Consider the following 15,666-nt stretch of genomic DNA (forward strand, 5'->3'; position numbering starts at 1 on the left):
TATGAAATATAAAATTATTTATGCAAGCATATTCTTTTTAGCATTTTTGCTGGTAACGGGTTTAATTTATTGGCTCAATAATCAGTACACAAATATTTTTCAGTTCGATTTTTCTAAGAGAAAAATTGCAAACAGAACCATTATCCATTCGGCAGTTAATAACACTAAAACTGCAAACGCTGGAATTTCTCTATCTGGTTCGATGGACAGAAAAATTTCTCCGAAAATTGTTACAAAGTACGATACAGTTTTTATTTCCTCGCCATTAGATGAAAAATTAATTGATTCATTGAGAATAATACGCAAAATGGTGCAAAACTTAATGAATAAAACTAAAGAACAGCAGTCTAACAGTGATTCGGCTGCCGTAAATAGTAAAAAAAAAGATGAAGAATGGTTAGCAAAGACAGCAAAATTGTTTGAAGAGATGGACCCTAAAAAAGCAGCTAAAATAATTCAAAAATATTCCGATAATGAATCGAGACAAATACTTTATAAGATAAAAAAGAAACAAGCTGCTGCAATTTTGTCTGAATTAAGTCCTGATGTGGCAAAAAAATATACTGAATCTTTATGATAATGCAATTTAATCCAATATTTCTTTTTGACGCTAATGCGAACAGCAATACCGACCAAACTAAATCTAAGTTGGTAAAGCCAAATTATTTGTTTAGCGATATAATTAAAATAAATATGGATAATTTGGGTATGGTCGATGCTTTGCCAAGTCCACAGAATGAACTTGCTAATCAAAATGAAATGTTGAGTAATCTTGGCTTCCCTTTGATTGGATTAGTTTCGTCAAATGTAAATGAAGGAATGCCTCTGCAAAAACTTCAAAACGAGAAAAGCGGCACAATTGGATTTGTAATGCCAGTTGATTCTTCGGATGTATCAAGTGAAAATTTGAACAGTTCAACTAGTGTTGATGCTAAAGAAACTCAGACTGACATTCCTCTTACTTTTCTAATTGATTTTAATCAACTTCTTGCACTTTTAACTCAAGTTAAGACAGACAATTCAAAAGAGACAAATTCTGTTAGCTCTAACGATTTTCAGTCAAATAATAAATTTGCTTTCGTTAAAGATTTTTCGCTTTTAGCTGATTCAAATCAACTTTCTGTTATAATTGAAAAAATAAGCAGCATTAATGGAATTGATGAACTAAAAATTCATCGGCTCGACACTAACTTTAATGGATATCAAATAAACAAGAAACCTTCAGTTGATGATAGTTTACTAAACATCCTTAACAATCAAAACGCTAACGTAGAAATTGTTTCTAATGGCTTAAGATTTATCATAAAATCTATTGATGAAAATAAATTGCCACTCGAATTTGAAAGAACTTACTTGGGAGATACTAACAACAATGTAACAGATAAATCGGCTGAGCTCTCACAAGGAGTTCAGCTTAATTCTGTTACGAATATGCAGGACTTATCTTCCAAAACTACTACTCAATATGCAAATGCTGATAATTTTTCTGTTCAGAATAAAAATTTTAATATTAATTCCAACGAGAAGTATTTTTTTATTGATGTTAAGCCAGTTAACCCGATTAATGTTAACTCTTCCGGCTCATCAGCAGAAAATATATTGCAAAATAATTTCTTGGTTAAAAACTCCAAGAGTGAATCTAATAATACTCCAAGTAAAAATATTAATGATGTTAAACAAGAACTTAACAATTACAATGATGATATCGACATATTTTTCGCTAAATCAGAAGAGAAAGTTGACCGTAAGCCAGTAATTTTTAGTTTAAGAAATTATGATTCTCTTGGAGTTAAAGTAGCTGCTGGTGAAAATCAAAACACTGTGGATTTATTGAATCAATTTTCTACTAACAATAAGAATGTAATTATTGCTAAAAATGATATTGAACAAATTGGTCCTAACAAAACTGATGAAAACAAATTAACAGCAGAACCAAAAAGAAGTGAGGTAAATAATGTAAGCGATAATGCCTCCGGAAAGGAAATAACTAATAAGTCAAATTTTGAAGAGTTGAGCAAATTTTTCAAGGATGCAGGCAGCAATAAGGTAAATTCATTGAATGATGTTAAGTCCCAAAACACTTCGCTTACAGAGCCTAAAAATTTTAATAATGCCAGTTCAATAATAAAAAACGATTTAGCTTCAAATGGTGGGGCAGAAATTGTAAACACCAGTTTATCTGAACACAGCTTACCAAAGAACAATGACACTTTACAACAAAAGAATGACATTAGCAATGTTGATAAATTAGATGGAGCCTCAAACACAAAGAAAGTAATTGACACAACTAAAAACTCGTCATTTTTCGAAAAATTTTCTGATTCGAATAAAAATAATAACAACACTCAAAGCAGCAATGAAAAAGCTTTTTATATAGTCGATAAGATGAATAATACTTTATCTGTAAAACCAGAAACTTTAGATTCCAAATTAAAAGGTGCTGTTCACATTGATAATCTTATTGAAGAATTGACAAAAACACTTAAGAACGACGATAAAAAAGAAATTGTTTTGAAACTTGAACCAGAAAATCTTGGCAAGATTAATATTTCTTTAGAGGTACATAAAAATTCGATAAGTGCTAAAATTCAAGTAGAAAACGATTTGGTTAAGCAGCTGTTAAAAAACAACGTTGAATTACTTCAAAATGCGTTAATGGAAAATGGGCTAAGCGTGAAAAATTACAGTGTAACAACAAATTCCGAGTATAAAAAATCCGAACAGCAGAACAAAAGTAAAAGAAGGATGAATGTTGGTAAAATTGAATCCGTCCGGCCAAGTTCGGTTAACATTGAAATTGTAAAAAATATGGGTTATAACACATACGATTTTATAATGTAGGAGGAATAATGGTTTCTGACGTAAGCAGTACAAACAGCTCAGCTAACAATGCATCAACTTTAAGTGGCAGCAATGCAATTTTGGGTAAGGATGATTTTTTTAAGATGCTCATTGCACAATTAAAAAATCAAGACCCTCTTAATCCTTTAGAGGGTACCGATTTTGCAGCACAATTAGCTCAATTTAGCGCATTAGAACAGCTGTCAAACTTAAACGAAGCAGTAAATAACAGTATTAATTCAAACTTCCTTTTAACTCAATCGATTAACAATACACTTACTGCCACATTAATTGGCAACAAAGTGAAAATTTCTTCGGATACGCTTAATTATAATGGGCAAGATAACATTGAAATTGGATATAATTTACCCTCGCAGGCATCTTCGATATCATTAAGTATTTACGACCAAAATGGAAATTTGGTTAAAACACTTGATGGACTGGAAAATTGGAGCGGTGAACATAAACTTTTATGGGATTTTACCGATAATAATGGTAGTAAAGTAGCACAAGGTAATTACACCATAAAAGTAAATGCAGTTGATTCTAAGGGTGAAACAATGAACTCAAGCAGTTTTATTTATGGCATTATTGATGGTGTCAGGTTTACTGATAAAGGCACTGTATTAGTTGTTGATTCCAACGAATATTCTTTGTCTGATGTTTTGGAGATATTAAAAAGTGGAAACAATTAATTGTAATCGGCTAATTATGGGAGGTAAAAAATGAACGAGATTAACGGCATTAAAGTTCCATTTTTACCCATAGTTGAAAAATCAGGTTTAGAGCCGGACAAATTTGGAAACAGCGGTGTACAGTTCAACGACATTTTTACTCAAGAGCTTGATAAGATTAAATTTTCTAATCATGCGCTAAAAAGAATGGAATCCAGGAATATTCAATTTTCTGAAGCTGAGTTACAAAGACTAAACAATGCAATTGAAAAAGCTGAAATGAAAGGTGCAAAAGACTCATTAATTATGATGGACAAAACTGCTTTCATTATTAATATTCCTAATAAAACAGTTATCACTGCACTGCAACTTGGCAATGAAGGCAATGATGTTTTCACAAATATTGACAGTGTAGTTTTCGGATAAAATTTTTAATTAACAAAGGAGCGGGACCTTCCGAGGACGCTCCCGGTTCAGCCGACTGACTGAAGCTGAGCCAATTAGTGAAATAATCTCAGGAGGTTATAATGGCACTTCTAAATTCACTCTTCGCCGGTGTTTCCGGCTTACGCAACCATCAATCTATGATGGATGTGATTGGTAACAATATCGCTAATGTTAACACAATTGGCTACAAAGGCTCGCGTATAACATTTAGCGATACTTTTAACCAGTTTATTAAATCAGGCACCAATCCTACAAGTAATACTGGTGGTACGAACTCATTCCAAATTGGACTTGGAATGAAGATTAATTCAATTGACCGCAACTGGAATCAAGGCACATTTGAAAGAACTGGAATAACTACTGATTTAGCACTGCAGGGACCTGGCTTGTTCATACTGAAAAGTAATGGACAGCAATTTTATTCTCGTGCCGGTGCATTTATTTTTGATGCTGATGGTAAATTAGTTAATCCTCAAAATGGTGCTGTTGTACAGGGTAAAATTGCAAATGGTTTAGGTGAAATTCCTGCTGGAACGACGTTACAAGACGTTGTAATTGATAAAAATTTAAGGTTGCCCGCAGTTAAAACCACAAATGTATCTTGGGGAGGTAACTTGCAAAGCAGCTCTACTACTATAAGGACTGATATTGTAGAATTAGTAGGGAACTTGAAAAAGGAAACACCTAGTTCAACACAATATTACCCGGGGCCTACTAATAGTGATTGGAGTACAAGTAAGATCTACAACAAGGACGGCACAGAATATCAGTTATGGAGCCGATTCGAAGAAGATACATCGGGTAATTGGACGTATTTCTATGAAATTAGAGATAAAAATGGGAATCCTCTCGGTACCCCAATTACTGGAAGCCAGTCGCTTACTTTCGATCCAGTTACAGGTACATCAACTACTAATCAGATTGTTATCCAAGATGCCACAGAAAAAATTGACTACAAACTAAATTTTTCTTCTCTCAGTAATTTACAAGCTGATAGCAATGTTGTTGTAAGAGTAGATAAGGGAGAAGTAGCCGAGCCAGTACTTGGTGCAGTAACAATATTCGATTCTTTAGGTAACCCTCATACTTTATCCGTAAAATTTGAACATATAGATAGCAATAGATGGAGCTGGGCAGTATCTGTTCCGTCTTCAAGTGGTTCTCTTAGCCCTAATTCATATGGTGAAATTTATTTTGATCCTAATGGTCAAATTCAAAGTATATGGCAGGCAGGTAATCAGGTTACTAGTACTCCCCCAATACCACAAGTTACTTTTACACCAGCAAGTGGTGCGGAAGCACAAGTAATTGATCTAAATTTTGGTACTGGAACAGCTGGTGTAACACAAACAAACTTAAGTTCACAGATTGCAGCTTTATCTCAGAATGGTTCTGCTTCAGCTGCATTAACTAATTTAAATATTGACCAGTATGGCAATATAATTGGTATTTTCTCAAATGGTAATTCTAGAAAATTGGCTCAAATAATGGTTGCTACTTTTAAAAACTTGAATGCATTGGTGAGCGTAGGCGATAATATGTACAATGTAGCTGCTAACAGTGGTGACCCAAGAATTGATACTCCAGGTGAAAATTCAGCTACTACAATTCAATCTGGTGCGCTTGAACAATCAAATGTTGATTTGTCTGAAGAATTTACAAAGATGATTATTTCACAGCGCGGTTTCCAAGCTAATGCAAGAGTAATTACAACTGCTGATAATTTATTGCAAGAAATTACAAACCTCATCAGATAGCCCTCAGCCCTTAAAAGATTCCACTCTGCCTAAGGGTGGAATCTTTTCCCTTATTGTAAACTTTGTTAGACAAAGAACAAGAGTGAAGTTTGTTGTCTAAGAAGTCGTGAATTTTTTTGTTAGTGATTGCTTCACTCACTTCGTTTATTCACAATGACAGTAAAAGTATGGTTGGTTGAGACATCAGCTTTCTTTTCATTAGTTACACGGAGAACCACAGAGAATTCACGGAGAACGTAATGGGCGAAGAAACCTTAAACCCTACAATTGAAATGATTTTAATTGACTTACAAACAAGCTAATAAGATTTCAATAGAATAATGATACTGATGAGCCTTTGATTAAATTATGCCATAAACATAAACTTACCACAAGGTGGTGAATTTTCATTATTTTTAAATAACCTTAGCAACATCACTACCAGAAAAGAAAAATTAACCTTATTACCTTATCCTTAATTTTTTTTCTTTGAAGCATAAGTGGTTGTAGGGACCTCAATCCTACATCGTTTGAATCATCTGTTTTCATCACTGCATCAGTTTACTGAATTCGTGCAACTGAATAATATTAACCACATTATTATTCTTAATTCATTCAAATTTCGCTTTTTTCTTACTTGTCTAATGGCATATCTATTGAATAATAGAAGCAAAAAAGCAGATAAAATATGGAAAACGAAGAGAAAAGGACTGAGACAACAATTAAGGTTGATTCCCAGGCAAAAGAGGGCGAAAATCCCCCTAAAGTAGAAGTGCCAGGCAAAAAATCTGGTTTTAATATGAAAATAATTTTATTTGGACTTCCCCTTTTTATTTTGCAGCTTGTTGTTGTTTACTTTGTTACAGCGAATATTCTTTTACCCAAGATTAACAATTCAAATAGTGCCGTTGTAGCAGACACTGCATCAGAAAATAAAACCGAACCATTAAACGATACAACACATCAGCAGCAGGATGTTATCGGGAAATATATTTATTCAGTAGAAGATGTAATTGTAAACCCAGCGGGAACGAATGGCCAAAAGCTTCTGCTTTCTTCATTGGCTTTTGATTTGCCCAGAGAATCTTTTCAAAAAGAACTGCAAGGCAAAGAAGTTTTAGTAAAGGATAAAATTATTTCCATTCTTTCCAGTAAAACTATTGATCAGTTAAGTAATGCAGCGTACAAAGATTCATTAAGAATGGAGATTTCCAAAGGTGTAAGCTCGTTATTCTCTGACATTAAAATCAATAAGGTTTATTTCAGTAAGTATATAATTAATTGATAACATGAAAGGTTAAAGATGGCAGAGGTATTATCACAGCAGGAAATTGACCTTTTACTGAATAATGTAAAGAGTGGCAAAGAAGAGAAACCTCAGACAGAGCCACAAAAAGAGGCAGTATTATTTGATTTTAGACTTCCGAACAGAATATCTAAAAATCAACTTAGAACTATACGAAACATACATGAATTGTTTGCAGAAAATTTAGCTTCGTTTTTAGTTTCCAAATTACAGTCAGTTGTAGTAATTAATGTGACAGCAGTAGACCAATTATATTACTCTGAATATGTGCTTTCTGTTGCAAATCCAGCCTGTTTGTTTACGTATGAAATTAAAGGTACAGATATAAAAGGGATACTTGAATTTACACCTGAACTTTCCTTTACGCTTGTAGACAGATTGCTGGGCGGCAATGGACTTGGCACCAAACAAACAAATATAATTACTCCAATTGAGCAAAAAGTTCTGCAGATTGTTGTTGAAAGGGTAATGGTTGACCTTAAAAAAGCTTGGCAGCAAATTGATAATTTAGAATTTGTTATTGACAGGTTTGAACCTGATATTGATTTTGCACAAATAACTTCGCCAAATGAATCTGTGCTTCTGGTTACTTTTGAAATTGTAATTGGTGAAAGAACATACTTAATGAATTTATGTTATGCTACTTTTGCTTTCGATTCTATTTTAGCAAAATTATCCTCTCAAAAGTTTACTTCTTTAAGACCGACAAAATATCAAGGTACTACATCTAAAGAAATTATCACCTTAAATATAATGAATGTGGAGATACCTGTTAGTGTAGAGTTCGGTACATCTAAAATCACTGTTAAAGAACTACTTGAACTTGAAAAAGGTGATATAATAATGCTTTCCAATAAAATTGGGGATGAAAGTGTTGTAAAGTACAACGATAAAAAATTGTTTTACGGAATACCTGGTGTTTCCAACAAACAAAAAGCAATTAAAGTTACACGCAGAATTAGCCAAAATCCAACTAACTTAACAAGACAAATAACAATATAAGAAATAAGGTAAGGTTATGAGTCAAGAAACTGAATTAAAAAATGAGAATACACAAGAAGAAAAACAAGCAGAACCACAGTCTGAAGAACAAGTAAAAACAGCTGAATTCGAAGAATTTGATGAATCAACATTACGAGGCTCTGTTACAACAGAAAGACTTAACTTTATACGCGACCTTCAGCTGAACGTCTTTATTGAATTGGGAAGAACTAAGATGCTGTTAAAAGACATACTTGAGCTTGAACGTGGTTATGTAATTGAGTTAGATAAATTAGCAAGCGAGCCGGTGGATATTTATGTCAACAACAAAAAAGTTGCTGAAGGTGAAGTTGTAGTTATTGATAAGCATTTTGGAATCCGTATAACAAACTTAATTGACACCTCAGACAGATTGAAGGGAATACTGTAATGTTCATTGATATTCTTAAAATGATTTTCCCGCTTTTAGTGATAACTGCATTGCTTGGCGGCGCACTGTGGTTTGTTAAAAGATATTCAACTAAGTCTAATATTGCGGCTAGTAAAGAGTTCACTGCTAAACTAATTAGTTCACAAATGATTTTCCCTAAAAGATTTGTTTCTGTAGTTAAAATAAAAGATAAATTACTTGTACTTGGAATTACCGACCATTCAATTACACTACTAAAAGAGTTTGATTATCCTGATAATTTGGAAGAAAATTTTAGCAACATACAAAAACAAAGCTTTTGGGAAATTTTAAAGAAAAATATAAATCCTAAATGAAAAACTTTTTGTTAACTGGAATAATTCTTATTTCAATATTTACCGTAAGTGTTAAAGCGCAGGCAAATCCAACTATTCCTTTACCAAGTATTGGGATAAACATAAAATCATCTGATAAACCTGAAGATGTATCTGTTACTTTGCAGATATTATTTTTAATGACGATACTTTCAGTTGCACCTTCGCTTTTAATAATGACCACTTCTTATTTAAGAACAATAATAGTTTTTCATTTCTTAAAAAATGCGTTAGGCACTCAACAAATGCCACCCAGCCAATTACTTGCCGGTATTGCTTTGTTTATTACTTTTTTTGTAATGGCTCCTACATGGAATAAGGTTTACGATGATGCTGTTAAACCATTAATGGATGGAAAAATTAAAATGCAGGAGGCATATGACAAGGGTATTGAACCAATAAGAAATTTTATGTTCAAAAGCGCCCGCGAAGAAGATATTGAATTGTTTGCAAGCCTGGCTAATTTGAAAAGACCTAAAAATAGGTCGGAACTGCCAACATACATTTTAATTCCAGCATTCATTCTTTCTGAACTGAGAATTGGTTTTATTATGGGATTCTTTTTGTTTATCCCTTTTGTAATGGTTGATATGATTGTATCAAGTATTTTGCTTTCTATGGGAATGATGATGATCCCTCCAATGATGGTTTCGCTTCCTTTCAAAATTTTGCTTTTTATTTTAGTCGATGGCTGGAACTTAGTTGTTGGTTCACTAATAAGGAGTTTCGGATAATGACAGAAGAACTTGTTATAGAAATTTTAACAGATGCTTTTTATACTGTTTTTATTATTCTTTTGCCAATTCTTGGTGTGTCACTTATCGTTGGTATTATCATTTCAATTTTTCAGGCAGCAACTTCAATACAAGAGATGACACTTACGTTTGTACCAAAAATTTTATTTACAGCTGTGGTTATTATTTTGTTGCTTCCTTGGATCATGGATAAAATGATATCAATTACTGTAAGAATATTTAATTTACTAACTACAGTAGTGAAATGAACGGCGTGCTTCAAATCGATTTTGTAATTTTCTTTTTGATTTTTTTAAGAATTATATCTGCCTTTGTTGCTGCACCGGTTTTGGGAAACAGCGCCGTTCCCGTAGTAACAAAAATATTCTTGTCTATTTTAATAGCTTATATTTTGTTTTTTGTTTTACCCAAAGCCACCTATAAAATTGAACTGAATTTGTGGTTCATTGTTATTAATGCAATTAAAGAGATAATAACTGGATTGATAATTGGATTCACATTGAATTTACTTTTTTACGGGATTTCATTTGCTGGTTCAATAATGGGTTTTGATGTGGGATTAAGTGCATCTCAAGTGCTGAACCCCTTTGATGAAACAGAGAACGATGTTATTGGTCAAGCACTTTATTTTTTAGCAATGTTAATTTTTTTGTTGATTAATGGGCATCACTACATTATAAAAGCATTAGATGTTTCGTTTAGAGTTGTTCCGCTTGGCAAGTATGTTGTTAATGAATCTTTATCAAAATTGTTAATAAAATATTCTGGTGCTGTCTTTGTTATTGCAATAAAAATTGCCTCGCCAATTTTAGTTTCGTTTTTTATTCTTCATATTGCAGAGGGGATACTCTCGCGTGTAATTCCACAAATGCAGGTTTTCTTTGTAACTCAGCCATTAAAAATTGGACTTGGTTTTTTAATTCTTTCGTTATCAGTCCCTTTGTATGTTTATGTTATTAAATCGATGTTAAGATCGTATGAAGATAGCTTGTATCAAATAATAAAAGCAATGGGTGCCTAATGCCGGATATTGAAGGACAAGAAAAGACTGAACAAGCGACTCCTAAAAAGTTAGAGGAAGGCAGAAAAAAAGGACAAGTCGCAAAAAGTATTGAGATTAATTCATTTGCTGTTTTTAGTGCTGGATTAATATTGCTTCTCGCATTTAAAAATTTTATTGGAAATAACATTACAACCTTCAGCAGATATATTTTTAATTCACTTAATGAACTGACAATAAGCAAAGATTTAGTTCAGCTTTATGCTGTTAAAGGAGTTCTATTTTTATTTTCCTGCATATCACCTGTATTGATAGGAATTGTAGCTTTTGCACTTATTTCAAATATCGGTCAAGTCGGCTTTAAAATAAGTTTTAAAGCTTTGAAGCCGGAAATCGAAAAGTTAAACTTGATAAAAGGCTTCAAAAAAGTCTTTTTTTCATCTCGTACCTTTGTGGAGGTTCTTAAGACCATTTTTAAATTTACAATTGTTGGACTGTTTACTTACTTTGTTGTAAAAAAATATGTTATAGAATCACCCACATTAATCGATTACTCAATACCTCAAATAGTTAATTACATGCTTGATGGCTCAACCTCTTTGATTATAAAACTTTCTATAATATTTGCTGTAATTGCTGGAAGTGATTTTGTTTTTCAGAAGTATAAGTTTAAGAAAGATATGATGATGACAAAACAAGAGGTTAAGGAAGAACAAAGACAAGCAGAAGGAGACCCAATTGTTAGAGGCAAGATTAAAAGTAAAATGTTATCTGTTGCTAAAATGAGAATGATGCAGGAGGTACCAAAAGCTGATGTTGTTATTACAAATCCTACTCACTATGCTGTTGCATTAAAGTATGATTCGATGAAAAATGCTGCACCAAAAGTTGTTGCGAAAGGTGTAGATGATGTGGCTCAAAAAATTAAAGAAATTGCTACAAAACATAATGTTCCGCTTCATGAAGATAAAGAGCTTGCAAGGTCTTTGTTCAGACTTTGTGATGTTGGCGATGAAATTCCAGAAAAATTATTCCATGCCGTAGCTAAAGTGCTGGCTTATATTTACAGCCAAAAAGGTAAAATAAAAAGACACAGGAAAATAGTATAAGATGTTAGCGTTAAATAGAAATAGCGATATAATTTTAGCATTCGGTTTGTTACTAATGCTGGGTTTAATGCTTCTGCCTCTCCCGGCCGGTTTTTTAGATTTTTTCCTTTCACTTAATATAAGTCTGTCAATCTTAATTCTTGTAATTTCTTTGTATATAAAATCTCCTTTGGACCTTTCAGTTTTTCCTGGACTTTTACTAATACTCACTCTTTTTAGGTTAGCACTAAACATCAGCTCTACACGTTTAATTTTAATTGATGGTTATGCAGGTAAAGTAATTGAATCGTTTGGAAATTTTGTTGTAGGAGGAAATTATGTAGTTGGTGTTATAGTTTTTATTATACTTGTAATTATTCAGTTCATTGTTATAGTTAAAGGTTCCGGGAGAATATCTGAAGTTGCTGCTCGTTTTACACTTGATGCTATGCCCGGAAAACAAATGGCAATTGATGCAGATTTAAACAGCGGCTTAATTAACGATGCTGAAGCTAAGGAAAGAAGAGAAAAAATTAGTCGTGAGGCTGAGTTTTACGGTGCAATGGATGGTGCAAGTAAATTTGTTAAAGGAGATGCAATTGCAGGATTGTTGATAAATGGTATTAATATTATTGGTGGTTTTATTATAGGGGTTGTTCAAAAAGGGTTAACTTTTGATGATGCATTAAGAAAATATACAATTCTTACTATTGGCGATGGACTGGTTTCACAAATACCTGCACTAATTATAGCTACTTCTGCTGGATTTGTTGTTACTCGTAGTGCGGCTGGCACAGCATTAGATTTTCAGATGAAAACACAATTGCTTTCAAATCCCAGAGTACTTGCAGTTGTTGCATCAATGGTATTTCTTTTTAGTTTTGTGCCTGGTATGCCTACAATTCCATTTATGATATTATCTTCAATTTTAGGTGTAAGCAGTTATCTTGTAAAGAAAGAGAAAGCGGCTGAAACAACTCAAGAGGCCGAAAATGTAGAAGTTGAAGAGGTAAAAAAGGAAGAGAAAGTTGAACAGTATTTGCAAGTAGACCCAATTGAAATAGAGATTGGGTACGGCCTGATAAGTTTTGTCGATGAAAAGCAAGGTGGTGATTTGTTTAAGAAAATAGCTTCAACGCGAAAGTATATTGCAATGGAATACGGTGTGCTTATTCCGCCTGTAAGAGTGAGAGATAATTTACAATTAGAACCGAACGAATATATAATTAAAATAAAAGGGAATATAGTTGCTTCTTATTCAGTTCATGTAGATAAATGGCTTGCTATGAATCCAGGCCACATTCAAGAAGAACTGCAGGGGATATCAACATACGACCCGGCTTTTAAACTGCCAGCTTATTGGATTTCTAAAGAAGAAAAGGATAAAGCTGAACTGCTTGGTTATACTGTTGTTGATGCTTTGTCGGTTTTGTCAACTCATCTTCAAGAAACATTAAAAAATAACTTTGATAAGATTTTATCTAGACAGGCAGTAAAAAAATTATTGGAGAACTTAAAAGCTGAGTACCCAGCAGTAGTAGAAGAAATTAATCCTGAAATTTTACCATTAGGAACCATACAAAAAGTTTTGCAAAATTTGCTGAAAGAGTTAATTCCAATAAAAGATATGGTTCAAATTCTTGAAGCGTTAATTGATTATTCGAGAGTTACTAAAAATGTTGATGTGCTTACTGAATATGTTAGGCACTCATTAGGCGAAACAATAGCTAATCTTTATAAAGACCACAATGGCGTTATACATGCAGCGGTATTAGGACAGTCATTAGAATCAATGATAACAAAATCACTTCAAGAACAAAAAGAGGCAATTCACACTCTGGGTTTATCGCCATCGTTACTAAAAACATTAAATAAAAATTTAGAAGTAATAGTGAACAAATTTAGAAATGTAGGTTATGTGCCAATAATAATTACTCATGCTACTATTCGTCCGTATTTTTTTAGACTTGTTAATTCAACTTTCCCTGATATTGTAGTTCTGTCTTATTCTGAATTGCCATCCAATGTAGAAGTAGAGTTTGTAGATAAATTAGAGGTATCAAATGAAAATTAAAAAGTTCTGGGGGAAAACTCTACACGAAGCTACAGAGTTAATGAAGAAAAATATGGGAAAAGATTCCGTTATACTTTCAACAAGAATTGTAGAGAAAAATACCCCTCAAGGAATAATAAAATACTTTGAAATTACATCGGGAGTAGAAGAAACAGATGTGCTAATTGAAGATAAGGTAGATTCTATTGAGGATGAATATCTTATTTTAAATAAAGAAAACGATAGGAACGAGGTTGATGAAATTAATTCTCTTAAAGAGGAAATAGTAGCTGCCAAAGATTTTGGCAAGAAGAACAACACAATTGAGCAAAATGATTTAAATGAAATTTCTGAAATACTGTTATTTCGTGAAGTAAAAGAAGCAATTGTCAAGTTAATAATTGAGCAAATATTAAAAAGCAAGCATCTATTGAATCAAAGAAATTTGGATGACTATGTAACCTCGTGCATTTCTTCAATGATTTATACAAAAGAATTTTATGTGGATAAGAAAAAAAGACCAATGACTGTTGCACTTGTAGGACCAACCGGCGTGGGTAAAACAACAAGTATTGCGAAATTAGCAGCAATATCCAAAATATTGCATAACCTTGAAGTTGGAATTCTTTCAATCGATACCTACAGATTAGGCGCGATAGACCAGCTGAGAATATTTTCTGAAATTAGCAATATTGAAATGCTTGTTGCTTACGAGCCGAAAGAAGTAGTTGTCCAAATGAACAAACTGAAAAATAAGGATATCGTGTTTATTGATACTGTTGGCAGAAGTCAAAAAAATATTAAGGAACTTAAATCAATAAAAAATTATTTGGAACAGTTGAAAATTGATGAGACAATTTTAGTCCTAAGCTCCACAAGCTCTACTAAAAACCTTTACGAAAGCATCGACAAATTTAAAATGTTTGGTATTAATTCACTGCTAATTTCGAAGATTGATGAAGCAGCTGCCTTTGGCAATATACTTAATGTTTCTTATGATTTTGAAATTCCCATTATGTTTCTAACAAATGGCCAGGTTATCCCTGATGATATAATTTCCGCTGACAAAGATTACATAGCCAAATTAATTTATAAGAGAAATCTCGTTTGAGTATAATGATGTACGACCAAGCACAAAAGCTAAGAAGGATATTTGCTAATTCTGTTCAAAATTCTGTTTTTCCCAAAAAAATTATATCAATTACTTCAGGCAAAGGCGGTACTGGAAAAACTTTTCTTTCTGTTAATCTTGCTCATTTATTTGCAAAGGAAAACAAAAGGGTACTGCTAATTGATTTTGATCTTAACTTGGCAAGCGCTGAAATTTTAATGAATCACAATACTGAAAAAAATATTGTTGATTTTTTTAACAACGAAATTCTTTTAGAAGAATTAATACAAAAAAATAATGAAAACCTTGATGTTATTTTTGCAAATTCCGGCACTTCAAATTTTTATTACCCCACAGAAACACAAATAAATTTTTTCTGCAATCAATTAAAAGAAAGAATTAATGATTATGATTATATAATAATTGATACTGGTGCAGGGGTTAGTCCATACACACTCAACATTTTAGAAAGGTCTGATTTTATCTTTTTTGTAATTACTCCAGAACCTACAAGTGTAATGGATGCTTATGTTTTAATTAAATATTTCTATCGTAAAAAAAGAATTAATAACTTTGCTGTAATTACAAATAAAGTGGATAGTGAAATTGAAGGATTAGAAACGCATAATAAACTTCAATCGGCATTAACAAACTTTTTAAAAATTAAAGTCCCGCTACTGGGCTGCATTAATTTATCCTCTCAGGTTCATCAATCGTTAGTTCATCAAGAAATATTAGTTGAAAGCTCTTGCGATAGTAAGACCGCAATAGAACTCCAGAACATAAAAGAGAAGGTTGAGAAATTTGTTCAACTGTATAATAGTAGCCAGCCTAATATTTAGCACCCTTCAAAATTATTTTTATTTCATTACTTATTGAGACCTCTGCTTG

General features: G+C 32.7%; 16 protein-coding genes. All 16 read left to right on the forward strand.

The annotated features are described in order from the left end of the window. Position 1 precedes the first annotated feature (1 nt). Positions 2–577, forward strand: coding sequence for a MotE family protein (locus ABRY23_12350; GenBank protein MFA3783843.1), 576 nt, complete (start codon positions 2–4; stop codon positions 575–577). Further along, the gene (locus ABRY23_12355; protein ID MFA3783844.1) at positions 574–2,841 is read left to right on the forward strand and encodes a flagellar hook-length control protein FliK; all 2,268 of its coding nucleotides are present in this window, start codon (positions 574–576) and stop codon (positions 2,839–2,841) included. The genes ABRY23_12350 and ABRY23_12355 overlap by 4 nt, the downstream gene beginning before the upstream one ends. Positions 2,842–2,849: 8 nt before the next feature. Next, a complete protein-coding gene (locus tag ABRY23_12360) occupies positions 2,850–3,536 on the forward strand; it encodes a flagellar hook assembly protein FlgD (protein MFA3783845.1) in 687 nt (228 codons plus the stop codon). 30 nt (positions 3,537–3,566) lie between these two features. Continuing rightward, positions 3,567–3,941 (forward strand): TIGR02530 family flagellar biosynthesis protein, encoded by a 375-nt coding sequence (locus ABRY23_12365; GenBank protein MFA3783846.1) that lies wholly within the window; start codon positions 3,567–3,569, stop codon positions 3,939–3,941. Positions 3,942–4,042: 101 nt separating this feature from the next. Then, a complete protein-coding gene (locus ABRY23_12370; GenBank protein ID MFA3783847.1) occupies positions 4,043–5,719 on the forward strand; it encodes a flagellar hook protein FlgE in 1,677 nt (558 codons plus the stop codon). Positions 5,720–6,386: 667 nt separating this feature from the next. Further along, the gene (locus ABRY23_12375; protein MFA3783848.1) at positions 6,387–6,983 is read left to right on the forward strand and encodes a flagellar basal body-associated FliL family protein; all 597 of its coding nucleotides are present in this window, start codon (positions 6,387–6,389) and stop codon (positions 6,981–6,983) included. A gap of 18 nt (positions 6,984–7,001) precedes the next feature. Beyond that, positions 7,002–8,006: a flagellar motor switch protein FliM gene (gene fliM / locus ABRY23_12380; GenBank protein MFA3783849.1), complete on the forward strand. Its 1,005-nt coding sequence runs from the start codon at positions 7,002–7,004 to the stop codon at positions 8,004–8,006. A 16-nt stretch (positions 8,007–8,022) separates the two neighbouring features. Further along, complete coding sequence (gene fliN / locus ABRY23_12385; protein MFA3783850.1) at positions 8,023–8,415, forward strand: flagellar motor switch protein FliN; 393 nt, start codon at positions 8,023–8,025, stop codon at positions 8,413–8,415. Beyond that, on the forward strand, positions 8,415–8,750 hold the full coding sequence (gene fliO, locus ABRY23_12390; GenBank protein ID MFA3783851.1) for a flagellar biosynthetic protein FliO: 336 nt from the start codon (positions 8,415–8,417) through the stop codon (positions 8,748–8,750). Before fliN ends, fliO begins: the two co-directional genes overlap by 1 nt. Beyond that, on the forward strand, positions 8,747–9,502 hold the full coding sequence (fliP, locus tag ABRY23_12395) for a flagellar type III secretion system pore protein FliP (protein ID MFA3783852.1): 756 nt from the start codon (positions 8,747–8,749) through the stop codon (positions 9,500–9,502). Before fliO ends, fliP begins: the two co-directional genes overlap by 4 nt. Further along, complete coding sequence (gene fliQ / locus ABRY23_12400; protein MFA3783853.1) at positions 9,502–9,771, forward strand: flagellar biosynthesis protein FliQ; 270 nt, start codon at positions 9,502–9,504, stop codon at positions 9,769–9,771. Before fliP ends, fliQ begins: the two co-directional genes overlap by 1 nt. Then, entirely contained in the window at positions 9,768–10,544 is a 777-nt protein-coding gene (fliR, locus tag ABRY23_12405; protein MFA3783854.1) for a flagellar biosynthetic protein FliR, read from the forward strand. The genes fliQ and fliR overlap by 4 nt, the downstream gene beginning before the upstream one ends. After that, positions 10,544–11,632 (forward strand): flagellar biosynthesis protein FlhB, encoded by a 1,089-nt coding sequence (gene flhB, locus ABRY23_12410; GenBank protein ID MFA3783855.1) that lies wholly within the window; start codon positions 10,544–10,546, stop codon positions 11,630–11,632. Before fliR ends, flhB begins: the two co-directional genes overlap by 1 nt. A gap of 1 nt (position 11,633) precedes the next feature. Next, positions 11,634–13,685 (forward strand): flagellar biosynthesis protein FlhA, encoded by a 2,052-nt coding sequence (gene flhA / locus ABRY23_12415; protein ID MFA3783856.1) that lies wholly within the window; start codon positions 11,634–11,636, stop codon positions 13,683–13,685. After that, positions 13,675–14,775, forward strand: coding sequence for a hypothetical protein (locus ABRY23_12420; GenBank protein ID MFA3783857.1), 1,101 nt, complete (start codon positions 13,675–13,677; stop codon positions 14,773–14,775). Before flhA ends, ABRY23_12420 begins: the two co-directional genes overlap by 11 nt. Before the next feature lie 5 nt (positions 14,776–14,780). After that, on the forward strand, positions 14,781–15,617 hold the full coding sequence (locus ABRY23_12425) for an AAA family ATPase (GenBank protein MFA3783858.1): 837 nt from the start codon (positions 14,781–14,783) through the stop codon (positions 15,615–15,617). The last annotated feature ends 49 nt before the right edge of the window (positions 15,618–15,666 follow it).

Source organism: Melioribacteraceae bacterium 4301-Me, from assembly GCA_041538185.1.
Taxonomy (GTDB): Bacteria; Bacteroidota; Ignavibacteria; order Ignavibacteriales; family Melioribacteraceae; genus Pyranulibacter; species Pyranulibacter aquaticus.